The organism is Mesorhizobium sp. M0340, from assembly GCF_040321535.1.
GTDB lineage: Bacteria > Pseudomonadota > Alphaproteobacteria > Rhizobiales > Rhizobiaceae > Mesorhizobium.
Genome location: NZ_JAMYRR010000004.1, coordinates 341,076 through 364,612, shown reverse-complemented (window position 1 = coordinate 364,612; position 23,537 = coordinate 341,076). Strand labels below are relative to the sequence as shown.

Below are 23,537 nucleotides of genomic sequence, written 5' to 3'. Positions count from 1 at the left end.
ACCCCGGATTTCCCTCATTTGCGGCCAACGATCAGGTGCGGTGATCCAGCCTCGCGACCAGCCGGTCGCCGGCCCACTGGATGCCGCAGACCAGGACGATCAGGACGATGACCACGGCGATCATGACTGACGTTTCGAAGCGCTGGTAACCGTAGCGGATGGCGAGGTCGCCGAGCCCGCCGGCGCCGATGGCGCCGGCCATCGCCGAGGCGCCGATCAGCGTCACCAGCGTCACCGTGAAGCCGGCGACGATGCCGGGCAGCGCTTCCGGCACCAGCACCTCGCGAATGATCGTCCAGCGGTTGCCGCCCATGGCGCGCGCCGCTTCGATCAGCCCGTGGTCGACCTCACGCAGCGACACTTCGGCGATCCGGGCATAGTAGGGCGTCGCGGCGATCGACAGCGGAACGATCGCTGCCCAGGTGCCGATCGAGGTGCCGACGATCAGCCGCGTCACCGGGATCAGCGCAACCAGCAGGATGATGAAAGGCACAGAGCGGAAGCCGTTGATGACAGCGCCAAGCGCGCGGTTCACCCACAGGTTTTCGGCGATGCCGCCGCGGTCGGTGGCGACCAGCGCCAGGCCGAGCGGCAGCCCGAAAACCAGCGAGACGAGGCCGGAGGCGGCCGTCATCAGGATCGTTTCCCAGATCGAACGGACGAGAAGCTCAAACAGAACCGGCGACATGGCCAAGCACCTCCACCCGCGCTTGGCGGGCTTTCAAGAACGCGATCACCTCTGCCAGGTGAGCTTCATTGCTGCCGGCGACCGCAACGAACAGTGTCCCGACCGGCTGCTGCTGGACGTGATCGATGCCGCCATGCACGAGGCGGAACGAGCCGGGAACTGCCGAGGCAAGATCGGACAAAAGCGGGCTTCGCGCGGCCTCACCGGCCACGTCGATCCTGAGGATCGCCTCCACGCCGGCGTTCCGCGTTAGCCGGCTTGCGATCTCTGCCGGCAATTGCGGCCGGATGCCGCCGAGCAGGCTCTGCGTGATCGCCGACTTGGGGTCCGCAAAAACCGACCAGACCGGGCCTTGCTCGACGATCCGCCCAGCGTCGATCACCGCGACACGATCGGCGATCGAACGGATCACCTCCATCTCGTGCGTGATGAGCAGGATGGTCAGGCCGAGCTGCCGGTTGATGTCTCTGAGCAAGGCAAGGATGGAGCGCGTCGTCTCCGGGTCCAACGCCGAGGTCGCTTCGTCCGACAGCAGCAGCGCCGGGCGCCCCGCAAGCGCCCGGGCAATGCCGACGCGCTGCTTCTGCCCGCCCGACAGCGACGCAGGATAGGCTTTCGCCTTTTCCGACAGGCCGGCAAGCTCGAGCAGCTCGGCGGCGCGCGCCAGGCGTTCGGCCCTGGGCCGGCCTTCGATCTTGAGCGGCAGCGCTACATTGTCTTCGACCGTCTTGGCGGACAGCAGGTTGAAATGCTGGAAGATCATGCCGATGCGCCGGCGCAGCGGCTGCAATTCGCGCTCGCCGAGCCGGCTGATGTCGCGGCCTTCGATGAAGACCTGTCCTGAATCCGGCCGCTCCAGGCCGTTCAGGCAGCGTATCAGCGTCGACTTGCCGGCGCCGCTGCGGCCGATGATGCCGAGGATCTCGCCCTGGCGCACGCTGAGCGACACGCCGTCCAGCGCCGCTGTCGCGCCGAAACGGCGCTTCAGCTCGATGAGGCGCACGACATCGTTCGGTCCCGCGGAGGGGCCGCCGACGGGATGCGTGACTTCCGTGACCGAGGCGAAATGCTGGTTCATAAAAGTTCCTGTATTGGTGTCCCGCAAACGCGATCGCGGTCCGCGTTGAAGCGCGGACCGCTTTATCATGCCGGGCTTCAGCGCCCAGTTGAGCTCGGCATCAATAGGCGCTGATGCCGGTTCCCTTGTAGACCCGGTCGAATTCGGCCTTCACCTTTTCGTTCTGATAGGAAGCGACCAATGTCTTTACCCAGGGCTGGTTTTCATTGCCGGCCTTGACCGCGATGAAATTGCGATAGGGATTGTCGGCCACCGCCTCCTGGGCGATGCGGTTCTCCGGTGTGAGGCCGCTTTTAAGCGCCCAATCCGTGTTGACTACGGCCCCGTCGAGGTCTTCCACCGAGCGCCCGACGATGCCTGCGTCCAGCTCCTTGATGACCAAGTGCTTCGGGTTTTCGGCGATGTCGGTGGTCGTCGCCAGAATGCCGGTGCCTTCCCTGAGCTTGATCAGATGTTCGCTCTGCAGGACGCGCAGTGCGCGGCCCTCATTGGACGGGTCGTTCGGCACGCCAATGACCGCGTCTTCGGGCAGGTCGGCAATATTCGCGTACTTCTTGGAATAAAGGCCGATCGGCCAGACCCCGGTATAGCCGACCGGGACGATGTGATAGCCCTGCGTCTTGATCTGGTTGTCGAGATAGGGCTTGTGCTGGAAGGCGTTGGCGTCGATTTCGCCACGCTCGAGCGCTTCATTCGGCTGGGTATAGTCGTTGAACACCACGGTCTCGATCGTCAGGCCCCTCTCCGCCGCCTGGGCGGTGACGACGCGCCAGACGTCCTCGTCCTCGCCGCTCATGATGCCGACCTTGACCGCCGTCTTGTCCTCGGCGAACGACGGCGCAGCAAGGCTGACAATCGCAACCGCTGATGCAAGAAGTACAGCGAAGCCGGCGCGCCGGCTTATAGTTGCCGAGAAGAATTGAAGCAAAGTGTTGGTGTTCCGAGGCATGGTCAATCTCATCGGTTTTTGCAATCGTTGCGGCCAAGCGGAATGCGAAGCCTTGCGGGCATCATCGGAAATGCTGATCGCCAGATCAAAGAACAGTATTTCACACCAGATGAGGAGCCGGGGTGGTGACTCGCTATGTGGCCCGCCGTGCGTCGGAACGGCGGGCCCTTTCTGCGTCGGAATGCCCAACAAGGGCAGCAGTCTGGGATGTCGACAATGCTGGACGCGCCGCATGTCCCTTCAAAGCGACGCGCTTGTTCACTCGATGACCTTCACGATCCTGCGCGTGCCAGGATCGACCAGGACGGTCCGATTGTCGACGACGACGTAGCGGTATTTGACGCTGGGAACTTCATGAAGCTCGACGGTATCGGGCAGTGTCGAGCCGACATTGAGCTCCACGCCGGGAAGCTGGACGGACGCCAGAGGCTGCTTTTTCACATACTCGCGTACGATCGTCTCCTGCTGCGGTTCGATGACCACGTCCTGGGCGGCAGCGGCGCCGACGCCCGCTAGCAACAAGAACCCAGCCGCGGCTGCGGAAAGATGCATTCTCATGATCGTCTCCTTTCGTCTGAGCCACCTCTGCGCTGCGCCGCGTCATGCCGTTCGCAACGGGGTCGCTAGGTCGGTAACGTCACCGGGTAGAGCTTGTTCCGCCGCTCGGATCGCTTGCCGTTTCGCTCGGTTAATTTGGAACAAAGTTTTTTAGCCACAGTTTTACGCGGTGAAGGGACGCATTTTCCAAGGAGATCTCTCATGAAAGGCGTTCTGATTACCAGCATGCTAGCAATCAGCGTCAGCTGCGGAGCGGCACTTGCCCAGACGCAGCAGTCGACCGACGACCAGTCCGGCGCCAATTGCGCAGCCGGCACTGCCAACTGTCCAAATGGCGCCAAGATGGGCGAGCAGGCTCAGGGCAAGGCCGGCGCTACGACTGAACAACAGGCGCAGGGCAACAAAAAGCTGAAGACCGACGAGCAAGCCCAGGGCAAGGCTGGCGCTACGACTGACCAGCAGGCTCAGGGCAAGCCGAAAATGAAGACCGACGAGCAAGCTCAGGGCAAGGCTGGCGCCACGACTGACCAGCAGGCCACGGGCAACACCAAAATGAAAACCGACGAGCAGGCCCAGGGCAAAACCGGAACCACCACTACCGAGCAGGCCCAAGGCAACACGAAAATGAAGACCGAGGAGCATGCTCAGGGCAAGACTGGGACCACGACCAGCGAGCAGACTCAGGGCAACGCCTCTACGCAGACGCAGGACCAGAGTTCGACCGCTTCCATCAGCAATGTGACCGTTGAACAGAAGACAGAGATTACCCAGGTCATCAAGGAAACGAATGTCCAACCGGTTTCCAATGTCGATTTCGACATCTCTGTCGGCATCGAGGTTCCGCGAAAGAAGGTCCGGCTGCATCGTCTGCCGGCGCGCATCGTCAAGATTGTTCCGGCTTACGAATCCTATGAATATTTCGTGCTGGCCGATGGCCGAATCGTCATCGTCGATCCGAATACCTACAAGATCGTGCTTATCCTGACCTAGTTGTAGCCGGACGGTTTGCAAGACCGTTTGATTGCACCGGTAAGCCCGCGGCGCGACTTGCGCGGCGGGCCTTACCGCATCCCGCTCCACAGCGTTGCAGCGTCTGCAAATCGCAGATCACGGCCCGTCCTCGGGGCGAGGAGCCAGCATGGTCTGATCGATGGTGTCGGGCAGGCATGGACTTGGAGCGCACCTTGTTCGGAATGACGCGGTGGCCATGGCATCAATATTCGGGACCAGCACCATTCTCGCGTAGTGCCGCGGCCACAGCGGTTCTCCAAACAAGATGAAGATGCCGCCAACCATCAGCGCCAGCAACAAGAGCGCCGTTGCGTTTGCAAATATCTCGCCGTAGCGCATGGTAACCTGTCCCGGCCGGAAATCGATTCAGCCTGTGACAGCGGCAATCGGAACGGTGCCGAAACCCAGCTCTACTGCCCTCGGCGCCTCGCGAATGCCGCCTCCCATTGGATCCTCCCGGGAATAGGCCAAGTGAATAACGGCACTCTCGGTACTTTGTTCCCGGGGCCGACGACGGCCGCTCCCTTCAAGCCCGGCGTCTCCGTTGGCGAAACCGCTGGCGGTCGTCGCCCTCATTGATGCGCGGCAGCGAGATCCTTCACGTGACGTTCGTGCATTTGCAGCACCGGCAGCGTCTTTTTGGCAAATTCCTTCATCGCCGGATCGTCGCCGGAATTTGCGTAAGCGGAAAACAGCGCCACCGCTTCCTTATGCGCCTGGGTCTGCATGTCGATGTATTTCGATTGGAAGCTGTCCCCGCTGGCCTCCTTGAGTTGGTCGAGCAGCGCCTGGTGCTTGGTGTCCAGCGGCGGGCCGGCTGGCGCGGTGGCCGAAGTCGTCTGACCCTTGCTCAGCGCCGCCTTGAACTCCTCGTCGGCCTTGGTGTGGTCCGTGACCATTTGCGCCGCGAAGGCTTTTACGTCGTCGGCCTTCGCCTGCGTCTGCGCAAGTCGGCTCGATTCGATTTCGAATGTATTGGCGATGGGCACCGTCTTGACAAACGTCGCAGTGTCAACCTTGCTCATGGTGTCGGTCGTTAGAGGCGTCAGCGTCGCCGATTGGGCAAAAGCAGCCAAAGGCGCGCCGGCCACCATCGCTGCCGCAGTGATGGATGGAAGTATTCTCATGGGGGTTCTCCGAGGCTGATGTCATCCCTCGATGGCTCAACGCGGAAGCTGCAGCGAGGTTGCCTGGTCGTGGCGCCAGAGCCGCCGCGACGCCAGACAATGGTTTGGAAACGCAAAACAAAGGACGCCGGCTGCGTCCCGCAAATCGCAACGCACGCGGCGAGATCGTACGGAATCGTACAAGCTCTTTCGCTTTGCCGCAGTCTTGCTATCGTCGGTCGGGAGAGATGGGTGGAGGCCCCCGTGGGCAGATCAAATCGCCGCTAGGAATCGGTATTGATACCGACGCTGCCGTTCATACCGTCATGGCCGACTACCATTCCGGCGACATTCTCTCGACCACCCTCGTCATAGCCGATTTGCGCAGACGCTTTCCCTGGTTCCGGCAAACCGACGAGGAGCTGGTTGGCTTCATCGTTCGCGCGCTGGACGGTCTGGAGATCGCGGTCAGTTTTGACCACCGCGGCCGTTAGGCGCTAATTTGCGGCAAAAACGGACAGGCCGCGGAGCCTTTGCTCCGCGGCCTGGTCAGGCTGTGATCACCGGGCGCTTACTTGCCGCAGTGGTTGTCGTTCACCGTCGGGGCCATTGTGCCAGGAGCCTTGCCGGTCGCATCGGGCAGAGCCCCCTGCGGGCCTGGCGGGCAATTCCGGTCGGCATTCGAATTCGTCGTTGAGAAATCGCGAATGCTGTTGGTGATGGTCGAATCCGTGCCGGTGTCAGGGCCGCCATTATCCGGGACTACGATCGTCCGCCCGCTGCCGTCGGTAGCGTCTCCGGAGGGATCGCCGACGTTCTGGGCCATCGCTGACGTGGCCAGACCGATCGTAAGCGCGGAAGCTGCGAGAATTTTCGTGAGCATGAGGCTTCTCCTTTTTACGAGGGTCGTCGCGTTGCGACTACGAAAACAACCGTTCGGGCGGGCGAAGGTTCCGACAAATTCCCCATGAATTTCAGCATGTTCTCAGGTGTTCAAGGCGGCCGCCATGCCATTCTCCGCAGGCATGCATCTGTGGACTTTTCTGACGGCACGGCCCGGCATTTTGCTTGCCGCATGAGTGTACGCCTTACCGTCCCGCCGGAACAGGAATGCTTCTTGCGAGTTCATACCTTTGTACAATGCGACGCGCTGATGCGAATGGCGGCAGCGCAAACAAGGAGAGCAGACATCATGGGCCTTGGAACCATTCTCATCATCATCTTGGTCCTTGCCTTGCTTGGCGGCTTCAGCGGCTTGGGCGGCGGACCGTTCTATGGCACCGGCTATTACGGTGGTGGCGGCCTCGGCCTGGTGCTGCTTATCGTCATTATCCTGGTCCTGCTTGGGCGCATCTGATGCATGTCGCGCAAAAGCATGCCCTCGGGCTTGACCCGAGGGTGTGCAGCGGTTTTGTGATAACGACATGCATAAAACAGGAACCTAAAGTGCGTCGCATGAGGCCGGTCAAGCGCGACACGCGTTAGTGTCACGCTCGCGACAAAAACGCCTGCTTGGTAATAAGCGCCGGGCGTTTTGTCGTGAAAAGACAAGATTTCCAAGTATCCTTGGCAAACCGGGACCCTGGCTAGAAAGGGCGACTCGGTGCCGAACCTTTCGGCGCCGAGGACGCCACCATAGCAGCAGCTTAGTGTTGGCGATCGGCGGCCAGCGCTTCTTTCAGATCGGCGCTGAGCACACCCTCGTTGAACAGCGACATGATACGGGCTGCCAACCGCTCGCGGACAGGACTGTCGTCCGCAACACCCAACTCGCGGCAGCAGTCGTCGAGCGCTTTTCTCAGCACGCTCAGTTCGGCTGGAGTTGCTGCACCTTGCATCGACATGCCATCCTCCCTTGAAAAGGGCGAAAGCGCGAAGCGTCTTACAAGCGTCCACTCGCCATGCCTGTGTGAACGCCTCCAATTCAATTAGCGCCGCTCTCGTCCAAACTCAATGTACAGAAATTACCAAGCAGACAGTTTGGGAACGACTGTCTCGCACCTGCATTGTTGCTGCGATCCAACCCACCCTCATTTGGATCACTGGGCGTAGCCCACGACGCCCGAATGGAGCCCGTTGCATCCCTCGCGACGGGCTCTTTTGCGCCCGGCGATCTCAATTGTCGTTTTCGTACGAAACCGTCTTTGGTACGTTTCCAACTCTAACTTTCAGTCGGATGTTTTCGTAGGCAAGCGGCAGGAGAACTGCCGTGCATCGATTCATTTTTTTATTTAGTAGGCTCCATACCTTTCAGTGCTTATATAGGCGCTATCGTTCGCAGGTTATACCGGGCGCGGACGGCTGGGAGATAAGAAAGCTCTTGCCCTGTTTTGGGCCCAGCTATGTCTGATCCAGCAACTTCCAATAAGAATCCATATTCCAATAAAAATCCATACAAAAACAAGCTGTTGCGCCGAATGAGCGCCGGCGATTTCGCATCTCTCGAGCCGCACATCGAGCGCTGTTCGCTGGAGTTACGGCAATCGCTCGAAGTGTCCGGATCGCCGATCGAGGCCATCTATTTCCTCGAGGAGGGTATCGGTTCCGTGGTTGCGAAAATGCCGAACGGCAGCGATGCGGAAGTTGGCCTTGTCGGCTTGGAAGGTATGACCGGCTCGGCCCTGATAATGGGCGACGACCGTACGGTCCATGATTGCTATGTGCAGCTGGCGGGAGAAGCCGCCAAGATCGACGCCGAGCCGTTCAAAGCGGCGCTGACACAAAGCCCGACGCTGCGGCTGTTCTTGCTGCGCTACGTGCAATATCTGCATGTACAGACTGGCTTTACCGCGCTGGTCAACGCGCGATCGAAACTTGAAGACCGGCTGGCGCGCTGGCTGCTCATGTGTGACGATCGGGTGGACGGCGGCCGGCTGACGATCACTCACGAATTCCTGTCGATCATGCTTGGCGTAAGGCGCCCGGGTGTAACGGTCGCGCTGCAGCTGCTTGAGGGGCGAGGGCTCATCCGGTCCCGCCGCGGCGAAATTATCATCCGCGACCGCGATGGTCTCGTCGCACTGGCAGATGGCGGCTACGGCTTGGCCGAGGCCGAATACATCCGCCTGTTCGAGCATATCGGCGAGCGCTGACGGCGCTTTCCTCGCCGATTGCTGCCGCAGGTCAAGGCCCTTGCGACACCACACGCAGGTCGGAAAAAATTTTCAAAGCTCCCGTAGCGTCAGGGAACTTGTTTCCCGTCGGAGGGTTATCGGACACCTCCACTTTGCGAGGCGGCACCAACCATTCGGGAGAGGATCATGGCGACCACGAAAAAGGCCGCGAAGGCGGCAAGCAAGGGCCTTGAGGATCTGTTCCTCGACGGGCTCAAAGACCTCTACTACGCCGAGAAGAAGATACTGAAAGCGCTGCCCAAAATGGCCAAGGGAGCGGAGTCGGAAGAAGTGACCGCCGCTTTCGAGAAACACCGCATGGAAACCGAAGGACATGTCGACCGCCTCGAGGAGGTGTTCGAGAAATTCGGCAAGCCGGCCCGCGGCAAAACCTGTCCGGCGATTGACGGCATCATCGAAGAGGGCTCGGAAATGCTCGAGGAGTATAATGGTGCTCCCGCGCTCGACGCCGGGCTTGTCGGTGCGGCGCAAGCTGTCGAACATTACGAGATCGCTCGCTACGGCACTTTGATCGCGTGGGCGGAAGAACTTGGCAAGAGCGATGTTGTCGAGCTGCTCAGGGCAACTCTCAAGGAAGAGGTCGCGACCGACGAAGCGCTTTCCAAGCTCGGCGAAAGCGGTGTCAACGAACGCGCAATGCAAGAAGCCGCTTGATTTCAAAACCGCAACCGAGCCTCGGAAATGTTGCCAAGGCTCGGTTGGCCGCGGCGAACCGGTGAATTCTGCATTGGTCCGTCATGAACGGTAGAGCCGGCGGCTGGAGTCTTGAAGCGGTGCGTCGAAGCGGACTTACTCGATCTGCTCGAACGTGCATTGCCGGGGCTCCTTGTCCGGCCGCCAGCGCAACAGCTTGGTTCCGTGCCGGAATCGGTCGCCGGTCACATGGTCGAACCGAACCTCGACCACCAGTTCAGGCTTTATCGGTTCCCATTGTCCGCTCCGCTCCGTGCTCCAGCGGCTTGGTCCGCCCGGCGCCTTGCCGGTGAAACCCGGTTTGGCCCGCAGTTTTTCCAGCCGTCTGGTCAATGCTGCCCTGTCGTCCTTGCCGATGGTCGAGGTGAACCCGACATGGTCCAGCCTGCCTTCGTTATTGTAGAGGCCAAGCAGCAGGGATCCGACTTCGTTGCTGCCGGCGAGATAGCGAAAGCCGCCGACCACGCAATCCGCAGTGCGTAGTCGCTTGACCTTGACCATGGCGCGCTCGCCGGGCCGGTATGGCCCGGCGATCAGTTTTGCAACAACACCGTCGGTGGAGCCGTAGCCGGCGCCCTGCAGCCAGCGCTCGGCGGTGGCGGCGTCGTGCGTATATTTGGACAGGTGCAGTTCGGGCCGTGCCGCCGACGCGACAAAGGCCTCAATCGCCTGCCTCCTGGTGGTGAGAGGCTCTTCGATGATGATCCTGCCGCCGGGTTCGGCCAGCATATCGAACAGGACCAGCATGGCGGGCGTCTCGAGGCTCAACTTGCGGATCCTGCTTTCGGCGGGATGAAGGCGCATTTGCAGGGCCTCGAACGAGGACGATCCGTCGACCTCGATGACGATCTCGCCGTCGGCAACAAACCGTCGCGAGCTCACATCGCGCAGCACCGCGACCAGTTCGGGAAAATAGCGGCCAAGCGGCTTGCCCGATTTTGCTCGCAGGTCGACGGCATCGTCGCCCTTGAACGCGAGGCAGCGAAACCCGTCCCATTTCGGCTCGTATTGCCAAAGCCCGTCGCCGCCAGGAATTGCATCGGCGGCTTTGGCTTCCATCGGACGAAGGTCGAGCGGCAACGGAAATGCGGTCATGGCTGGTCAGTGCCGCCGCTATGCCATTCGCTACCGCCGTCGGCCATTCCTCTGTGCCCCGCTTTGCCGCCTCGGCGCCTTGCGGCCGGCTTGGTCGGCTGAAGGCGACAGCGGATCGACCTCGCCGGACCCACCGATCTCCTTGGTGATGCGATAGGCCAGATAAGCGACGGCTCCAGCAAGCAGCAAGCGGACCATGACTGTAAATCCTTCGTTGGCGTGAACCCACCAACCCGCAGGCCGAAGGTTTTGTTCCGCCGCTGCCCATCGCCGGGGTGAATCGTCGGCGGTGCAACCAAAATCCAGGCGCATCGTTTGTTGCTTATCGACGAAAAGAATTTGCGATGAAGACGCTCTTGCCCTTGTTCGCTTTGACCATGGCGCTATTCCTGCCCAGCAGCGCCTGGCCCAACGGGTGACCGCGATGCTCCTCGTTGTTCCGGTTTGGCAGGACATCGCGGCACGACTACTTCTGACCGCGCTCGCCGGCTTGTTGATAGGCCTCAACCGGGAGGCGCGCGGGCACGCGGCGGGGCTACGCACCACCGTGCTGGTCGGGTTGGCGGCCGCCATCGCAATGGTCCAGGCCAGCATTCTGCTGGGAACCGTCGGCAAGCACCCGGATTCGTTTGCATCGATGGACGTCTTGCGCTTTCCGCTGGGCGTGCTGACCGGCGTCGGCTTTATCGGTGGTGGCGCCATTCTTCGCCGTGGCAGTCTGGTCAGCGGCGTCACCACGGCGGCCACCTTGTGGGTGATGACGGCAATCGGATTGGCTTTCGGTGGTGGCCAATACGGCTTGGGCGCGGCCGGCACCGCACTGACGCTGGCCACCTTGCTCGTCCTGAAATGGGTGGATCTTCGAATTTCGCGCGAACACCACGCCCAGTTGGCGGTGACCTGGAAGGCCGCAGCCCGACAGGAACTCGATACGATGATCGGGCCGATTGGTTACCGGGCACGCCTCGTCGCGATAGAGAGGCGCCCGGATATCAAAGACCCCGTTTTCTCGTTCGAGATCAGTTGGAGGCGGCCGGACACTGGCGCACCGCCAATAGATCTGCTGGAATCGGTGGGCGAGCATTGCGAGATCCAGAAGTTTGATCTCCTCAGCGAACCTGCCCGCTAGCTGGCGGCTTGCAACGATCGCGGCCTGAATCAGGCCATAGCTTCTCCACACCCCTTTCGATACCTATCTGTCGAGGCAGGACTCAAGGAGCAAGCAAAAGACCGTGGCACAGCGATCGGGAAGTGCTGATCTCCCACTTCACGGCGGGCGCGTACCGAAATGGCTCGGCGACCGCATGACGCGGCTTGGCGCGGTCATGTGCGAGGCGATCATCCACCATTACGGCCGCGATGAATTGCTGCGCCGGCTGGCGCATCCGTTCTGGTTCCAGTCTTTTGGCGCCGTGATGGGGATGGACTGGCATTCCTCCGGCATCACCACCAGCGTCGTCGGAGCGTTGAAGCGCGGTCTGTCGCCGCTTTCCGGCGAACTCGGCATCCACGTTTGCGGCGGCCGCGGCGCGCATTCGCGCAAGACCCCGCATGAGCTCGCCCTGATCGGCGAGCGTGTCGGTCTCGACGGGCAAGGCCTCGCGACTGCCAGCCGGCTTGTCGCCAAGGTGGACAGCGCCGCGGTCCAGGACGGTTTCGATCTCTATCTGCACGGCTTTATCGTCACCGACGACGGCAAGTGGGTGGTGGTGCAGCAAGGCATGAACGGCGACAGCAAGGTGGCGCGCCGCTATCACTGGCTGTCCGAGGGCCTGAAGAGCTTTGTCGACCAGCCGCATGCTGCCATCGAGGGCGCCAATCAGGGCGAGATCGTCAACCTGACCGACCGCCGCGCCGAAGCGTCGCGCCAGGGACAACTGGACCTTCTGCACGACCTTGGACCGGATCGCATCGTGAGGGAACTTGCCGCTTTGGAGCGGGGTTCGGCGCCAGCGCCGGACCCGACACAAAAGCTGCTGCCGCATCTGGTCATGCCGGCGCACCACGATGTGCGCGAAAGCGATGTCGTCATGCGCCGCCTGCACGGCAGTATCGCCGCGGCGGCTGAGCGCGGTCCGACGGATTTCGCCGAGCTTCTCCTCGTGCCCAATGTCGGCGCGCGCACGGTGCGGGCGCTGGCGTTGGTCGCCGAAGTCGTGCATGGCGCGCCGTGCCGTTTTTCCGATCCAGGACGCTTCTCGCTGGCGCATGGCGGCAAGGACAGGCACCCGTTCCCTGTGCCGCTGAAGGTCTATGACGAGACGATCGGCGTGCTGAAGTCGGCTGTCCAGAAGGCCAGGCTCGGCCGTGACGAAGAGATCGGCGCCTTGCGGCGGCTGGACGACCAGTCGCGGCAGGTCGAGCGCTATGTCACCGGCCCAAGCCTGAATGAAATCGTCGCCGGGGAGTTCGAGCAATCGCATCTGCTCGGCGGCCGCAGCGTCTTCGGTTGGGAGGTCGTACCCGAAACGGCCGCAGTCAAATCAACGAAGTGATCGGCTCGGATCAAGGCTCCAGGTCGATCAGGGCGACGCCGAGTTCGGGATGATGCCTGCGGCGCAGATGGCCAGGCGTCTCCACCAATGTGACCTCAAGCGTCGGCCGCACGATTCCGTCCAGCAGATGACCACCCCTCGTGGTGCCGTCACTCAATCCAAGGACTGCGTGGACGTGCAGGCTGGGCCTGCCGTCGTCGCCGATGGCAACATCGCCGATCGCGCTCAGCACTTCGCACTGTTCCTGGATGGGGATTTTCCGGTAGGTCCTTTCTCCCGGGTCGAACCAGCCGACGGTTGCCCTTTCGAAAGCGCCGAGCGCAGTCAGCGACGCGCCGCCGACGCCACGCTCGACCGCAAACGACGTCAGCTGCGCAAACGCCTCTTCGCCGGGATCAAGCACAACCACGAACGTTCTCTGCCCGGCGCTTTCGGCAACAAGCTGTGATTTCATGATTTCGCTCCAGCCGTCAGGAATTCAAATCCACCACACCAGCCATACCAGAAAGACGAGACCCACCGGGCCGGCGATGAAAGTGATCCGGCGCGCCCGCGTCCGCAGGATGATCTCGCCCTGCCGCGCCTGCTCCGCCGAAAAGACAGGATCATTCTGGTCCGGGTCGCTGCTCATCCATCGTCTCTTTCCGGGGCAATTATTCGGCATTGATTGGATCTGGCGCCCGATAGAACACAATTTCGTTTGGCGGATGAGGTTCCACGGCTGGGCGCCGCTTGCATCTATTCCTTTGGCGCGGTGGCGGGCGCGGTATAGCGGCGGCGCACTGCGTCCAGGATGTGGTTGCGGCTCTCCTGCGCCGAAAGTGTGCCGTCTTTCTCCGCCTCCGCGGTCTCGCGCGCCAGTTCCTTGTCCCTGATCTGGTGGCGAAACCATTCGGAATAGTCGCCGGCGCGCAGATGATGTTCCCAGGTCCTGTCGTCGATCCCCTCGGCGATCTGGGCGAAAATCATCAGATTATGGGCGCGGAGGTTCATTGCATTGTCGGGGCCGCGGAAATAGAAGCTGCCCTTCTCGTCGAGCTGGCCCTCGGCATATTTGCGGCTGTGGCGCTTGAGCGACTGCCGCGGCTCGATCGGCTCGACCATGGCAGGTTTCTTGTGCGCCTGCGGTCGCCAGAACAGCACGCGCTGGTCTTTCGGAGAGCTCAGATCCTTGTCCTTTGGCGGTTCGGTGCCGGTCTCGCGGCAGAACGTCTTGATGACCTTTTTTGCCTTGGGGCCGAGTGCGATGACGGCGGTGACCAGCCGCAATGCATCGGTTGAGATCGCGTCCGGATGAACCGTGATCAGGATCGTGCCGGGCAATTCCATCGCCAGCACCATCGGGGTATCGTCGCGCCGCTTCGGCAGGAGGTGATGCGCCTCGTCGATGATCAGCCAGTGCGGTCGTGCCGTACGGAAACGAAGACTGCCAAGGCCCGGCAGCAGGTCGGCAAAGAAGTCCGGCCGCTCGTTGACGCGCAGCGCCAGGCCATTGACGACAAGATTGTTGTCGGGCTTCTCCAGGAGATCGAGCAATTGCGTTTTCGTCGGCGCGTTCGAGCCGTCGCCCAGCCGGACCGCGCCTTCGAGGCCATCGTAGTCGCCTTCCGGATCGAAGATGCAGAACTGGAACTTTCTCTCGACGAAGCGCTCCGTCAGTGCGGTCGCCAGGGTCGATTTGCCGATGCCGGAGCTCCCGGCGATCAGCACCGTATCGGTTGGCGACAGATACACCTCCTTGCCGTCCTCCGAGCCAAGCTCAATGCCGTCGCGGCTCGGCACAAGCTCGCGATCGCGCTCCACCACCTTGGCGATCAGTTCCTCGACGCCTTTTCCGCGCGCGCCGCGTGTCACGAGATCCGCCGTTTCCTTGACTGCCGGCAGCGCGTTGTCGACGGCGACGCTGAAGCCGCAGGCGCGGAGGAAGGCGTGGTCGTTTTCGGCGTCGCCGACACCGACGACGTTGTGCGGCGACAATCTGAGGTCCTGAAGCGCGGCTGTCAGGCCGGTCGCCTTGTTGATGCCGCTGGGCAGGATCATCACCGCGCCCTTGTTGAAGATGATTTCCAGCTCCAGCCCCAATTTCTTGATGACCTCGAGCGCGGTAGCCTGATGCGGTTCCCAGGTTGCGACGATCGAGCATCCGACCGAAAGCGGTTTGACACCGCGTTTCCTGAGTTTGGCGATGAGCTCGGGGACGGGCGGCGGAGATATCGTCCGCTCCTCCTCGCTGGCCGGCGTGTAGATCAACGCGCCGTTTTCGGCGACGACCTTGTCGAAGATCGCGACTTCGGGAAAGACGCGTTTGAGGTCGGGCAGCTCGCGCCCGGTGACGAGAATGAGTTTGCGGCCGCTCTTCTTGAAGCGTTCAAGCGCCGCAAGCGTCTTCTGGGCAACGATCCCCTCATGCGCCAGCGTGCCGTCATAGTCAGTGGCCAAGGCAATGAAATACATGCCGTCAGTAGCCGCCCACGATCGGCAATATCTCGCCGGTGATATAGCTCGAGCAGTGCGGCGAGGCGAGGAACACGTAGGCCGGCGCGATCTCCTCCGGCTGGGCGGGCCGTTTCATCGGCGTATCCGCGCCAAATTTCGAAACATCGCCGGCTTCCTTGTCCGAGGGGTTGAGCGGCGTCCAAACCGGCCCCGGCGCCACGGCGTTGACCCTTATGCCCTTGTCGACAAGGTTGCCCGAGAGCGCGCGGGTGAAGGCATGAATGCCGCCCTTGGTCATGGAGTAGTCGACCAGTTGCTTCGAGCCCTCGATGCCGGTCACTGAACCGGTATTGATGATTGCCGAACCGGGCTTCATGTGCGGTACCGCCTCCTGAGCCATGTGGAAATAGCCGTAGAGGTTGGTCTTCAGCGTCGTGTCGAAATGCTCCTCGGTCAGCTCGCTGAAATCGCTGGAGTGGATCTGGAAAGCGGCGTTGTTGACCAGCACGTCGATGCGCCCAAACTCCTGCACGATCTCAGCCACCGCGTTGTGGCAGTGGTCGCGTTCGCTGACATCGGCCTTGATCAGGATGCAGCGCCGGCCTTCGGCTTCGACGGCCCTTTTGGTCTCTTCGGCGTCCTTGTCCTCCGAGAGATAGACGATCCCCACATCGGCGCCTTCACGCGCATAGAGCACGGCCACCGCACGACCGATGCCTGAATCGCCGCCGGTAATGACGGCCACTTTGCCGTCGAGCTTTTTCGATCCGATATAAAATGGCGCATCATAAAGCGGCGCCGGCTCGATCGCCCATTCATGCCCCGGCTTCGGCTGGTGCTGCTCGGGGAAGGGCGGTTCGGGATATTTGCGGGCGCCGGCCTGCATGGCGCCTTTTTGCTTGCCATTGGACCTGGACTTGTCCTTCTCGTCGATACGGCGCTGGATATGCCGCTGCTTGGCGGCCTCGCCGGCGATTTCCGATTTCATCTGCATGGTCATCTCCCTGGCTTGAAACCCAACAACGCATGTCCGGCGAAAAGGTTTATGCCATGGCGTCATTCCTTCAGTCCGGAGCGGATCGTGCGAAGTCTGAGCCACGGCAACCCGCTGTACGAACCCGCTGAAAATGCCCAGGAGATTGCGGCGTCCTCAGTGGCGCATTTGTTCGGCCCGCCCTGAATCACAGATTGTTCTGCAGTGTCGCCCGACCGCTGGCTCCAGCCGTCCTATTCATGTCGCTGCCCTTGCCATTGAGTTGCCTGGCCTCGTCCTCGGCTGCGTCTTCGAGCTTGGCGACGAGCAGATCCTTGAGGTCGCCAACCTCTTCCTCGATGTCTTCGATGGGTACCCCAGCGTTGGCCGCCTCTTGCTTGCATTCCCTAGCGAGGATTTCCGCCTCCTTTTCAAGCCTGATCGGAGGCGGCGGCACATGAACGTTTTCGTGAATCCAGTCCTGCAAGAATTCTATCGCATTAGCACTCATGGTGCTCACCTGTAGCGGCAAACTGTAGTGTCATTAACGTACGTGCTGCAAAATGGATGCTTGGCAACGCCGGATTTCAAACAGAGATACTTAACGATAGCGTGATCGCCAAGGAGCTAGAGCTTTGCAGTCAAGCGAAATCATTTGGCGTCGCAGAATGCCGCTAACCAGACATTTGGGGCGGGGTGTAATTTGCAGGCATCCCGCCCTAAGACGCGTTGCGCCGTCGCGCCGGTGTTGCGCGGTTCGGGTCGCCTGACGGCCGAACATCGTCACCTGCGGCAGATCGTGTCGGCCGCTCAGCGACACGTCCGGCGCGCATTTTGCGTTTGTGCGCCATCCAGAACGGCAAGAGCTCGGCAAGAAAACTGTATAGCGTGGTCTTCATCGGCATGCTCCGGACCGGATTACAACTCGTGATCCCGCATTTCCGTTCCGACAAAGAGTCGCGTTCCGACAAATCCGTCGCTTCTACAATTGCGATTCGATCGGCAGGCAGCCAACCAGCGCTGAAATGATGCGCCGATAGAGACTGGCCTCCGGTTCACGCGAATATTGCCGCATCTCGCCATCCGCCAAGCCGAGCCAACGCAAGGCGCCTTTGTCCAGGACCAGCTGGTAGCTCGTCTGCGGTGACTTTTCGTGCTCGAACAGCCGGCGCAACTCCCTCACCAGATTGGTATCGTGGAAAAGCACGCCCATTTCCGCATTCAACGACACCGAACGCGGATCGAAATTGAAGGAACCGACAAACCCCAGCGTGTCGTCGACCGTAAAGGCCTTGGTATGCAGGCTGGCTCCCTTTGAGCCGAAAACGGAGATGTTGGCCTGGCGGTCGAAGGGCTGCAATTCGAAAAGCTGGATACCTTTTTTAAGCAGCTTGCGGCGGTATTTGGCATAGGCGCCGTGCACGGCGGCGACGTCCGTCGCGGCGAGCGAGTTGGTCAGGATTGCAACCTCGGCGCCACGGTCCACCAGCTTCGACAGGATGGCCAACCCGGTGCGGCTGGGGATGAAATAGGGCGAGACAATTTCGAGGCGCTGCCTGGTCGCCGCGATAGCGGGAAGCAGCTCCTTTGTCAGCCAGTTTCTGCGCCTCTTGCCGCGCACCTTTTCCGGCGGATCGGAAATGACGCGAACGCCTTTCGTCCAGCAGACGTCGCTGTGCGCTACAATGAACTCCGTGATCGTGCGCCAGGCACTGAGGCTGTTCAAAAGCTGGCCGTCCGCGGTCGCATCGAGATTGTCGAGGAAATCGGCGCGCGAGCCCGCTGCAGCCGGGTTGAGCAGTTCGATCGGCCTTGCCGCCTCGCAACTCCAGAACGCCTCGAAGATCTGCATCGTCTGCCCTACGGCAGGACCGAGAAGCAACAGGTCGAGATCGCGAAAATTCGTCTCCGCAGCGTCGAAATAGGCGTCGCCGATGTTTCTTCCTCCGACAATGGCCAGGCCCTCATCGGCGATCCAGGCCTTGTTGTGCATGCGGCGGGTCATCGCAAACAGCCGGGCGACCATCTCCAGCGAGCGAAAGATGCTGCCGTTCCTCATGCCGCTGGGGTTGAACAGCCTCAGCTCGATGTTCTTGTAGCTGTTGAGCGCCAGGTAAGCGGCGTCGCTGTTGCGCGGATTGATATCGTCCAGCAGCATGCGGACGCGGACACCGCGCTCCGCCGCCTTGACGACCTCCTGCATCAGCAGCCGGCCGCTATGGTCGTCGTGCCAGAGATAGTACATCAGGTCGAGGCTGCTGGTGGCACTGCGCGCAGCAAGGATTCGCGCGGCAAACGCGTCATAATTGTCGGCGATCAGCAGCAACCCGCTATTGCCGGCCGCGATCTTGTCCCGGGCAAACCGCGAAATGGCTGTATCCATGAAGTGCACCGACAAACATCAGCGAAGCAAACCGTCTGAAATCTGACTAACAACCCTTCAGGTTCATTCTGGTTGCAGTCGCGGCTGCCGTATCGCGTCCAGGTTCAGCCGGGCCTTGATCGGCAGATGATCGGAAGCGCGCTGCGCCAGCGGCGTCTTGTGCACCTCGATGCTGGAAATCAGGTGGGGCGGCCTGGCCAGGATGCGGTCGAGCGCAAACAGTGGAAAGCGCGACGGAAAGCTCGGCAGAACCGCATCGATCGGACCGAAATGCGGCAGCAAGGCCAGCAGCGAAGACCTGTTGCGGACGCGCCATTCGTTGAGGTCGCCAAGCAGGATTGTTGGCCGCAGAACCGGGTGCGTGGCTTCGACCAGCGCGTTGGCCTGCTGCGAGCGCGACCGCCGCAGCAGGCCAAAATGTGCGGCTATGATCCTGAGCGAGACGCCCTTCAGCTCCAGATCCGCGATGACCGCACCGCGCGGCTCAAGGCCGGGCAGCCGGATCTGGTTCACGCTTTCGACCACGCCGCGGCGCGCCAGGATCAGATTGCCGTGCCAGCCATGGCTGCGGCGGTTTTCCGGGACATGTGTGGGGACGAGGTCGCTGTCCCGCTCGAGCGCTGCGAGATCGAGCAAACCCTGCCTGCTTCCGGTTCTTTCGTCGGCCTCCTGCAAAGCAATGATATCGGCGTCGAGTTCCTTGACCACGGCCGCGACCCGCTCCGGATCGAACCTGCCATCGGTGCCGACGCATTTATGCACATTGTAGGATGCAACCGTGGTGCACGAAATTTCGTTGCCGGGCGCCGTAAACCGCGGCACTTCCCTTCGCAGCGCAGCGCCAAGCGACCTTGGAAGGGTAGGCGATCGATCCAGCATCTGATCCATTTGCTTTTGAGTCGGCGAGTGGCGGCCATTGCGATTATGGCGCGTGCGGAGGTCTGAAACAACGACGACCTTGTAAAACCGTTCCACCGCCGGCGTCGGCGCGCCCGCGGTCTGGAACCCTGACGGGCAACAACACGTTTCGGGAGGGCAGCGCAGTCTACGGAGAAGTCGAATGCAGCCCTTAGCCGCAAATTCCGCCCCCCAGCCAGGCCCGCTCAGGATTGTCCCGTTCGATGGAACCGTAACCGTTCGGTTCTCCGACGCCATTATTGCATCGAGCGCGCGGGCAAAGCTGCTCTACGAAGACGGTCACGATCCTGTCTTCTACATACCCTTCGAGGACATCTATTTCGACCTTCTGGAGAAGACGAACACAACGAGCCACAGCCCGCTGAAGGGCACGGCAAACTATTGGCGTGTTCATGCGGTCGGCTCGTCGGCAGAAGACTTCATGTGGGCCTACGAGACGCCCGACACCCCGGCACTGGCGATCGCCCGCCACGGCGCGTTCGATCCCGGCCGGGCGCGGATCGAGGCCGATACCGCGGAGGACAAGCGGCATACGCCGCACGTCACCGAATAGACCCACATCGGCGACAGGCGCCAGCCTTCCGTCAGCTCGCGAACTCTTCTCTGAGAATGCGCAGGCCGGCTTCGTATTTCTCTGTCGAGGCACCGATCTGCCGTGCCTGCCATAGATTGTCGACAAGATCGGCGCGCTTGACCGGCAACGCCAGCGGGTTGGCCGCAGCCCTGCGAACGAACACGGAATCGTCCTCGTTCGGCCGCCGTGTCAGTGCGTCGACGGCCGATACGATGGACGGCCCGAACCCGGCCGCCTCAAGCCGGTCGCGATTCCAGCCGTCGCCTTTTTCGATAACGTCGTGAAGATAGGCGATGGCTTTCTGATCGAGCGTTTCGACGGCATCGACGACCCGGCGGCAATGTTCGATATAAGGCCGCCCTGTGTTGTCCGTCTGCCCGGCATGGGCCTGTTCGGCGATTTTCGCTGCGCGATAAAGCACGCTCATTGGGTCGATCCCGTAACGAACAGCACATGTCCTGGCGCACCAACGCGCCATTGTCAGTGCGAGTTCCTACGCGCCGCGGGACCCTGCTGCCTCGCTTGCGAGCTGAATGCCGCGGTGGCGGGCGGAATAGTCAGGAGACGCGTTCAAAACTGTCGAGGCTGGTTCCAAAGGCACGCCAGGCGGGGAGTTTCCTGGCTCGGGCCGGCGCCCCTTCCTTTTCCGCCGACAAAGCGGCATCCGCAACGGTGTGCCACAGCATCTCCAGCTTCCCGTTCCTGAGGATGCCGGTATAGCTCACCGCCGCGGCTCCGACCCGCCCTTCGGCCGCGCAGGTGAATCCGATGACATCTCCATGGCAGGCTCCGAACAGCGGCACCGTCGTGCCGAAGAAGGCGCTGTCCTCCAGCGCCGTCCTGAAGGTTCCGCTGATCCGTCCGCCCTCTTCGCTGGTCAGTTCGACGACCGACCCGTACTGGTTCCGCCAGGTGCCCAGCCAACTCATCGCTGCTCCTCCTGATTGCTGCCATAGGGATTGCGTTGGCACACGGCCTCCAAGCCGCGGCCGAGGTAGCGGCCTTCAATCAGCCGCAATGCCAGCCATCGACATCTGAACGAAGCGCAGCGGCGCTTCCAGCGTCCAGGTGATGCCGTGCCTCTCAAATTCCAGGCGGCCGGTGCCGCTGAGCGCCTGCGGGGTGACGCGTTTGAGCACGACCGTTCCGAAACCGCGTCGCGTGTTTTCATCGACCAATGGTCCGTCCAGTTCCCGCCAGACAAGGCGGAAGCCGTCGCTGCCATCGGCGGCTGGCGTCACGGTCCATTCGACCTCGACCCGCCCGTCAAGGCGCGACAGCGCTCCGTGCTTTACCGAATTGGTGGCCAGCTCGTGAAAGGCAATGCCGAGATATTGCACCGCATTCGGCTGCAGCATGATCATCGGCCCGCTCATCGATAGCCTGGCCTGTGTCGCGAAGGCCTTGGTCTGGGCATGGATTAGTTCGCCGATGGTCGCGCCACGCCATTCGGCATCGACCAGCAGATCGTGTGATTCCGAAAGTGCCATGATGCGTTCCCGGACTTGGGAAAGGAAAGCCTCTGGCGTACCCGCCAGCTTGCTGGTCTCGCGGATCATCGAGACGATCACCGAATACTGGTTTTTAACGCGATGGTTGACTTCGCGCATGAGTGTGCGGATACGCCGTTCGCTGTCCTTATGCGGGCTGATGTCGCGCGCGATCTTGGAAGCGCCGACGATACGCCCAATGCCGTCGCGTATCGGCGAGATGGTGAGCGAAACCGGAACCAGGGTGCCGTCCTTGCGCTGCCGGATAGTCTCATATGAAGGAATCCGTTCGCCGGCGCGAATGCGGCTGATGATCATGGCTTCCTCATCCAGGTGGTCGGGCGGGATGAGCATCGTCACCGGGCGACCGATCGCCTCCGCGGGCGTGTAGCCGAACAGGCGTTGTGCCGCGTCGTTCCAGCTGGTGATAATGCCGTTCAGGTCTTTCGACACGATCGCGTCCATCGAAGATTCGACGATGGCAGCGAGCCTTATGCTGGCGTCGTCAGCCAGCGCCTGGGTGCGCAGGTCGAGCAAGGTGTTGATGGCGCCGACGACCTCGCCGTTCGCATCGCGAAGCAGGACCGGATGCGCGCTGAACGGGATGAACTGGCCGTCCGGCCGCTCGGCGATCGCCCGGCCCCCAGGAACGTCCCGCTCCTCCAGCAAGGCAACGGCCATCGGACATTCGTCGTGCGCCATCGGCCGTCCGTCGAGGTGGCGAAGCTTCCATGATCCGCACCAGCGGTCCTGGCCGATAACCGGACGATATCCCCAGAGATCGGCAGCGGCTTCGTTGAAGAACGAGATGTAGCCTTGTCTGTCGGTGGTGTAGACAGCCACAGGCAACGCCTGCATCAGATCGGCGGAGGAAACTTGCGGGATTCCGCCAGTCTTTAGTTCAACGACGTCCACCAGTCCCCCGCTCCGCTTGGCTTGCCGACGGATTGCTACGTCATCTAAATGCGCGCGAGCGTTTTCGGTTCCGTTCGATCCGCTTTCGGACATTCAGGCTGATCTGCGTTTCGCGGCCGTTCCCCGACCTTTGTTACGAGCCTTGCCGCCTTCCTGCGCCAGGCTTCTGCGCAGAATATCGGCGAGGTTGACGACATTCGTCCTCGGCGCAGGTGCCGGCTTGGGCGGTTTCTTGCCCTTGCGCTTGGCTTCGATCATCGCAACCAGCGCCTGTTCATAAGTGTCTTCGAACTTTGACGGGTCGAATTTGGCGGGCTTCTTGTCGATCAGCAATTGCGCGATTTCCAGCATCTCGGGATCGACCTTGCGAGCCTTCAGTCCTTCGAACACCGCGTCCGTTGCGACCACTTCATTGTGGTTGCGTAATTCCGTCATCACCATGCCCTTGCCCAGCGGCTGGATCAGCACCTCTCGGCCTCGCTGGTACAGCACGACGCAGGAGCGGGCTGCCACTTTCTTCCTGGCCATGGCGTCCCGGATCACCGCGAAGGCCTCAGTGGAGGGCGCGTCGGCCGGAACCAGATAATAGGGCTTTTCGAGGTAGCGTGCGTCGATTTCGGCGGTGGGCACAAACTCGCCGATCTCGAGCGTGTGCTGCGATACCATCTTTAGTTTCTTGATTTCGTCCGGCTCTATGCGGATGAATTCGCCCTTCTCGACTTCATAGCCCTTTACCTGGTCGGCAGCCTCCACCGTATCGCCGGTCTCCTCGTCGATATAAGCGCTCTTGACCGGGAGACCGTCCTTGCGGTTCAGGATCCTGAAATGCACTTTCTCGGCCTCGCTGACGGCGCCGATGATCTTGACGCCACAGGAAACCGATCCGACTTTCATAAAGCCCTTCCAGGCAGCTCGCGGCGTCGCCATGTCAATCACTCATTTGCCGAACGGACGGAACGGCTGCGAGCCGAAATCGTTCCGCCGTGGCAGGCTGGTCCGTACGCCGGCCCGGACGAGAACATTCGGTTCATTTTCGTCAGG

At 61.6% G+C, this 23,537-nt stretch carries 29 protein-coding genes; 8 read left to right on the top strand and 21 right to left on the bottom strand.

The window, feature by feature from the left end; translation table 11 throughout:
• Positions 1 to 31: 31 nt before the first annotated feature.
• The 4 genes from NKI79_RS08610 to NKI79_RS08595 form a co-directional block, all read right to left on the bottom strand.
• Complete coding sequence (locus tag NKI79_RS08610) at positions 32 to 688, bottom strand: methionine ABC transporter permease (protein ID WP_352801017.1); 657 nt, start codon at positions 686 to 688, stop codon at positions 32 to 34.
• A complete protein-coding gene (locus NKI79_RS08605) occupies positions 669 to 1,766 on the bottom strand; it encodes a methionine ABC transporter ATP-binding protein (RefSeq protein ID WP_352801015.1) in 1,098 nt (365 codons plus the stop codon). Before NKI79_RS08605 ends, NKI79_RS08610 begins: the two co-directional genes overlap by 20 nt.
• Before the next feature lie 100 nt (positions 1,767 to 1,866).
• Positions 1,867 to 2,715: a MetQ/NlpA family lipoprotein gene (locus tag NKI79_RS08600; protein WP_352801013.1), complete on the bottom strand. Its 849-nt coding sequence runs from the start codon at positions 2,713 to 2,715 to the stop codon at positions 1,867 to 1,869.
• 258 nt (positions 2,716 to 2,973) lie between these two features.
• Entirely contained in the window at positions 2,974 to 3,273 is a 300-nt protein-coding gene (locus NKI79_RS08595; protein ID WP_254815751.1) for a DUF1236 domain-containing protein, read from the bottom strand.
• 201 nt (positions 3,274 to 3,474) lie between these two features.
• On the opposite strand from NKI79_RS08595, the gene NKI79_RS08590 reads away from it, so the two are divergent.
• Positions 3,475 to 4,263 (top strand): DUF1236 domain-containing protein, encoded by a 789-nt coding sequence (locus NKI79_RS08590; RefSeq protein WP_352801011.1) that lies wholly within the window; start codon positions 3,475 to 3,477, stop codon positions 4,261 to 4,263.
• A 117-nt stretch (positions 4,264 to 4,380) separates the two neighbouring features.
• Here the strand turns inward: NKI79_RS08590 and NKI79_RS08585 are convergent, their stop codons facing one another.
• On the bottom strand, positions 4,381 to 4,623 hold the full coding sequence (locus NKI79_RS08585) for a polymerase (protein WP_254815753.1): 243 nt from the start codon (positions 4,621 to 4,623) through the stop codon (positions 4,381 to 4,383).
• Positions 4,624 to 4,856: 233 nt separating this feature from the next.
• Positions 4,857 to 5,378 (bottom strand): DUF4142 domain-containing protein, encoded by a 522-nt coding sequence (locus tag NKI79_RS08580; protein ID WP_352801009.1) that lies wholly within the window; start codon positions 5,376 to 5,378, stop codon positions 4,857 to 4,859.
• A 17-nt stretch (positions 5,379 to 5,395) separates the two neighbouring features.
• Here NKI79_RS08580 and NKI79_RS08575 point away from each other — a divergent pair, with 17 nt between their 5' ends.
• Positions 5,396 to 5,884 (top strand): hypothetical protein, encoded by a 489-nt coding sequence (locus NKI79_RS08575; protein WP_352801007.1) that lies wholly within the window; start codon positions 5,396 to 5,398, stop codon positions 5,882 to 5,884.
• Positions 5,885 to 5,961: 77 nt separating this feature from the next.
• On the opposite strand, the gene NKI79_RS08570 is transcribed toward NKI79_RS08575, so the two are convergent.
• Complete coding sequence (locus NKI79_RS08570; protein ID WP_352801005.1) at positions 5,962 to 6,273, bottom strand: hypothetical protein; 312 nt, start codon at positions 6,271 to 6,273, stop codon at positions 5,962 to 5,964.
• A gap of 309 nt (positions 6,274 to 6,582) precedes the next feature.
• Between NKI79_RS08570 and NKI79_RS08565 the strand changes: the two genes are divergently transcribed.
• Positions 6,583 to 6,747, top strand: coding sequence for a DUF3309 family protein (locus tag NKI79_RS08565; RefSeq protein WP_023677107.1), 165 nt, complete (start codon positions 6,583 to 6,585; stop codon positions 6,745 to 6,747).
• Positions 6,748 to 7,036: 289 nt separating this feature from the next.
• Here the strand turns inward: NKI79_RS08565 and NKI79_RS08560 are convergent, their stop codons facing one another.
• On the bottom strand, positions 7,037 to 7,234 hold the full coding sequence (locus NKI79_RS08560) for a hypothetical protein (protein WP_254815757.1): 198 nt from the start codon (positions 7,232 to 7,234) through the stop codon (positions 7,037 to 7,039).
• A 498-nt stretch (positions 7,235 to 7,732) separates the two neighbouring features.
• Between NKI79_RS08560 and NKI79_RS08555 the strand changes: the two genes are divergently transcribed.
• Complete coding sequence (locus NKI79_RS08555) at positions 7,733 to 8,482, top strand: Crp/Fnr family transcriptional regulator (RefSeq protein ID WP_502909797.1); 750 nt, start codon at positions 7,733 to 7,735, stop codon at positions 8,480 to 8,482.
• A 168-nt stretch (positions 8,483 to 8,650) separates the two neighbouring features.
• Positions 8,651 to 9,178 (top strand): YciE/YciF ferroxidase family protein, encoded by a 528-nt coding sequence (locus NKI79_RS08550; protein WP_254815759.1) that lies wholly within the window; start codon positions 8,651 to 8,653, stop codon positions 9,176 to 9,178.
• A 135-nt stretch (positions 9,179 to 9,313) separates the two neighbouring features.
• Here NKI79_RS08550 and NKI79_RS08545 read toward each other — a convergent pair whose 3' ends face one another.
• Both NKI79_RS08545 and NKI79_RS08540 read right to left on the bottom strand, forming a co-directional pair.
• On the bottom strand, positions 9,314 to 10,312 hold the full coding sequence (locus NKI79_RS08545) for an ATP-dependent DNA ligase (RefSeq protein WP_352801002.1): 999 nt from the start codon (positions 10,310 to 10,312) through the stop codon (positions 9,314 to 9,316).
• Between the two features lie 30 nt (positions 10,313 to 10,342).
• The gene (locus tag NKI79_RS08540) at positions 10,343 to 10,510 is read right to left on the bottom strand and encodes a hypothetical protein (protein WP_254815761.1); all 168 of its coding nucleotides are present in this window, start codon (positions 10,508 to 10,510) and stop codon (positions 10,343 to 10,345) included.
• Between the two features lie 226 nt (positions 10,511 to 10,736).
• Between NKI79_RS08540 and NKI79_RS08535 the strand changes: the two genes are divergently transcribed.
• Both NKI79_RS08535 and NKI79_RS08530 read left to right on the top strand, forming a co-directional pair.
• Complete coding sequence (locus NKI79_RS08535; protein ID WP_352801000.1) at positions 10,737 to 11,441, top strand: MgtC/SapB family protein; 705 nt, start codon at positions 10,737 to 10,739, stop codon at positions 11,439 to 11,441.
• A 103-nt stretch (positions 11,442 to 11,544) separates the two neighbouring features.
• Complete coding sequence (locus tag NKI79_RS08530; RefSeq protein ID WP_352800998.1) at positions 11,545 to 12,807, top strand: DUF763 domain-containing protein; 1,263 nt, start codon at positions 11,545 to 11,547, stop codon at positions 12,805 to 12,807.
• A gap of 10 nt (positions 12,808 to 12,817) precedes the next feature.
• Here NKI79_RS08530 and NKI79_RS08525 read toward each other — a convergent pair whose 3' ends face one another.
• From NKI79_RS08525 to NKI79_RS08495, 7 genes are all read right to left on the bottom strand, one after another.
• Positions 12,818 to 13,261, bottom strand: coding sequence for a PPC domain-containing DNA-binding protein (locus NKI79_RS08525; protein ID WP_254815764.1), 444 nt, complete (start codon positions 13,259 to 13,261; stop codon positions 12,818 to 12,820).
• 24 nt (positions 13,262 to 13,285) lie between these two features.
• A complete protein-coding gene (locus NKI79_RS08520) occupies positions 13,286 to 13,438 on the bottom strand; it encodes a peptide ABC transporter permease (RefSeq protein ID WP_352800997.1) in 153 nt (50 codons plus the stop codon).
• Positions 13,439 to 13,545: 107 nt separating this feature from the next.
• Positions 13,546 to 15,261 (bottom strand): HAD family hydrolase, encoded by a 1,716-nt coding sequence (locus NKI79_RS08515; protein WP_352800995.1) that lies wholly within the window; start codon positions 15,259 to 15,261, stop codon positions 13,546 to 13,548.
• A gap of 4 nt (positions 15,262 to 15,265) precedes the next feature.
• Positions 15,266 to 16,237 (bottom strand): SDR family oxidoreductase, encoded by a 972-nt coding sequence (locus NKI79_RS08510; protein ID WP_352800993.1) that lies wholly within the window; start codon positions 16,235 to 16,237, stop codon positions 15,266 to 15,268.
• Positions 16,238 to 16,424: 187 nt separating this feature from the next.
• Complete coding sequence (locus tag NKI79_RS08505) at positions 16,425 to 16,727, bottom strand: hypothetical protein (protein WP_352647955.1); 303 nt, start codon at positions 16,725 to 16,727, stop codon at positions 16,425 to 16,427.
• Between the two features lie 471 nt (positions 16,728 to 17,198).
• On the bottom strand, positions 17,199 to 18,599 hold the full coding sequence (locus NKI79_RS08500; RefSeq protein ID WP_352800991.1) for a phospholipase D family protein: 1,401 nt from the start codon (positions 18,597 to 18,599) through the stop codon (positions 17,199 to 17,201).
• Between the two features lie 63 nt (positions 18,600 to 18,662).
• Positions 18,663 to 19,478: an endonuclease/exonuclease/phosphatase family protein gene (locus tag NKI79_RS08495; RefSeq protein WP_302893445.1), complete on the bottom strand. Its 816-nt coding sequence runs from the start codon at positions 19,476 to 19,478 to the stop codon at positions 18,663 to 18,665.
• Between the two features lie 181 nt (positions 19,479 to 19,659).
• On the opposite strand from NKI79_RS08495, the gene NKI79_RS08490 reads away from it, so the two are divergent.
• A complete protein-coding gene (locus NKI79_RS08490) occupies positions 19,660 to 20,070 on the top strand; it encodes a DUF427 domain-containing protein (RefSeq protein ID WP_352800989.1) in 411 nt (136 codons plus the stop codon).
• Positions 20,071 to 20,101: 31 nt separating this feature from the next.
• Here the strand turns inward: NKI79_RS08490 and NKI79_RS08485 are convergent, their stop codons facing one another.
• The 4 genes from NKI79_RS08485 to ku form a co-directional block, all read right to left on the bottom strand.
• On the bottom strand, positions 20,102 to 20,518 hold the full coding sequence (locus NKI79_RS08485; RefSeq protein WP_352800987.1) for an HD domain-containing protein: 417 nt from the start codon (positions 20,516 to 20,518) through the stop codon (positions 20,102 to 20,104).
• 130 nt (positions 20,519 to 20,648) lie between these two features.
• A complete protein-coding gene (locus NKI79_RS08480; protein ID WP_254815773.1) occupies positions 20,649 to 21,020 on the bottom strand; it encodes an avidin/streptavidin family protein in 372 nt (123 codons plus the stop codon).
• A 75-nt stretch (positions 21,021 to 21,095) separates the two neighbouring features.
• Positions 21,096 to 22,496, bottom strand: coding sequence for a PAS domain-containing HWE histidine kinase family protein (locus tag NKI79_RS08475; RefSeq protein ID WP_352647949.1), 1,401 nt, complete (start codon positions 22,494 to 22,496; stop codon positions 21,096 to 21,098).
• A gap of 93 nt (positions 22,497 to 22,589) precedes the next feature.
• Positions 22,590 to 23,423, bottom strand: coding sequence for a non-homologous end joining protein Ku (gene ku, locus NKI79_RS08470; RefSeq protein WP_352800985.1), 834 nt, complete (start codon positions 23,421 to 23,423; stop codon positions 22,590 to 22,592).
• Positions 23,424 to 23,537 lie beyond the last annotated feature (114 nt).

Excerpts from the sequence above, each read along its gene's own strand:
- NKI79_RS08610 (WP_352801017.1), bottom strand. The coding sequence starts at position 688 with ATGTCGCCGGTTCTGTTTGAGCTTCTCGTCCGTTCGATCTGGGAAACG.
- NKI79_RS08605 (WP_352801015.1), bottom strand. The coding sequence starts at position 1,766 with ATGAACCAGCATTTCGCCTCGGTCACGGAAGTCACGCATCCCGTCGGC.
- NKI79_RS08600 (WP_352801013.1), bottom strand. The coding sequence starts at position 2,715 with ATGCCTCGGAACACCAACACTTTGCTTCAATTCTTCTCGGCAACTATA.
- NKI79_RS08595 (WP_254815751.1), bottom strand. The coding sequence starts at position 3,273 with ATGAGAATGCATCTTTCCGCAGCCGCGGCTGGGTTCTTGTTGCTAGCG.
- NKI79_RS08590 (WP_352801011.1), top strand. The coding sequence starts at position 3,475 with ATGAAAGGCGTTCTGATTACCAGCATGCTAGCAATCAGCGTCAGCTGC.
- NKI79_RS08585 (WP_254815753.1), bottom strand. The coding sequence starts at position 4,623 with ATGCGCTACGGCGAGATATTTGCAAACGCAACGGCGCTCTTGTTGCTG.
- NKI79_RS08580 (WP_352801009.1), bottom strand. The coding sequence starts at position 5,378 with ATGGTGGCCGGCGCGCCTTTGGCTGCTTTTGCCCAATCGGCGACGCTG.
- NKI79_RS08575 (WP_352801007.1), top strand. The coding sequence starts at position 5,396 with ATGGAAGTATTCTCATGGGGGTTCTCCGAGGCTGATGTCATCCCTCGA.
- NKI79_RS08570 (WP_352801005.1), bottom strand. The coding sequence starts at position 6,273 with ATGCTCACGAAAATTCTCGCAGCTTCCGCGCTTACGATCGGTCTGGCC.
- NKI79_RS08565 (WP_023677107.1), top strand. The coding sequence starts at position 6,583 with ATGGGCCTTGGAACCATTCTCATCATCATCTTGGTCCTTGCCTTGCTT.
- NKI79_RS08560 (WP_254815757.1), bottom strand. The coding sequence starts at position 7,234 with ATGTCGATGCAAGGTGCAGCAACTCCAGCCGAACTGAGCGTGCTGAGA.
- NKI79_RS08555 (WP_502909797.1), top strand. The coding sequence starts at position 7,733 with ATGTCTGATCCAGCAACTTCCAATAAGAATCCATATTCCAATAAAAAT.
- NKI79_RS08550 (WP_254815759.1), top strand. The coding sequence starts at position 8,651 with ATGGCGACCACGAAAAAGGCCGCGAAGGCGGCAAGCAAGGGCCTTGAG.
- NKI79_RS08545 (WP_352801002.1), bottom strand. The coding sequence starts at position 10,312 with ATGACCGCATTTCCGTTGCCGCTCGACCTTCGTCCGATGGAAGCCAAA.
- NKI79_RS08540 (WP_254815761.1), bottom strand. The coding sequence starts at position 10,510 with ATGGTCCGCTTGCTGCTTGCTGGAGCCGTCGCTTATCTGGCCTATCGC.
- NKI79_RS08535 (WP_352801000.1), top strand. The coding sequence starts at position 10,737 with ATGCTCCTCGTTGTTCCGGTTTGGCAGGACATCGCGGCACGACTACTT.
- NKI79_RS08525 (WP_254815764.1), bottom strand. The coding sequence starts at position 13,261 with ATGAAATCACAGCTTGTTGCCGAAAGCGCCGGGCAGAGAACGTTCGTG.
- NKI79_RS08520 (WP_352800997.1), bottom strand. The coding sequence starts at position 13,438 with ATGAGCAGCGACCCGGACCAGAATGATCCTGTCTTTTCGGCGGAGCAG.
- NKI79_RS08515 (WP_352800995.1), bottom strand. The coding sequence starts at position 15,261 with ATGTATTTCATTGCCTTGGCCACTGACTATGACGGCACGCTGGCGCAT.
- NKI79_RS08510 (WP_352800993.1), bottom strand. The coding sequence starts at position 16,237 with ATGCAGATGAAATCGGAAATCGCCGGCGAGGCCGCCAAGCAGCGGCAT.
- NKI79_RS08505 (WP_352647955.1), bottom strand. The coding sequence starts at position 16,727 with ATGAGTGCTAATGCGATAGAATTCTTGCAGGACTGGATTCACGAAAAC.
- NKI79_RS08500 (WP_352800991.1), bottom strand. The coding sequence starts at position 18,599 with ATGGATACAGCCATTTCGCGGTTTGCCCGGGACAAGATCGCGGCCGGC.
- NKI79_RS08495 (WP_302893445.1), bottom strand. The coding sequence starts at position 19,478 with ATGCTGGATCGATCGCCTACCCTTCCAAGGTCGCTTGGCGCTGCGCTG.
- NKI79_RS08490 (WP_352800989.1), top strand. The coding sequence starts at position 19,660 with ATGCAGCCCTTAGCCGCAAATTCCGCCCCCCAGCCAGGCCCGCTCAGG.
- NKI79_RS08485 (WP_352800987.1), bottom strand. The coding sequence starts at position 20,518 with ATGAGCGTGCTTTATCGCGCAGCGAAAATCGCCGAACAGGCCCATGCC.
- NKI79_RS08480 (WP_254815773.1), bottom strand. The coding sequence starts at position 21,020 with ATGAGTTGGCTGGGCACCTGGCGGAACCAGTACGGGTCGGTCGTCGAA.
- ku (WP_352800985.1), bottom strand. The coding sequence starts at position 23,423 with ATGGCGACGCCGCGAGCTGCCTGGAAGGGCTTTATGAAAGTCGGATCG.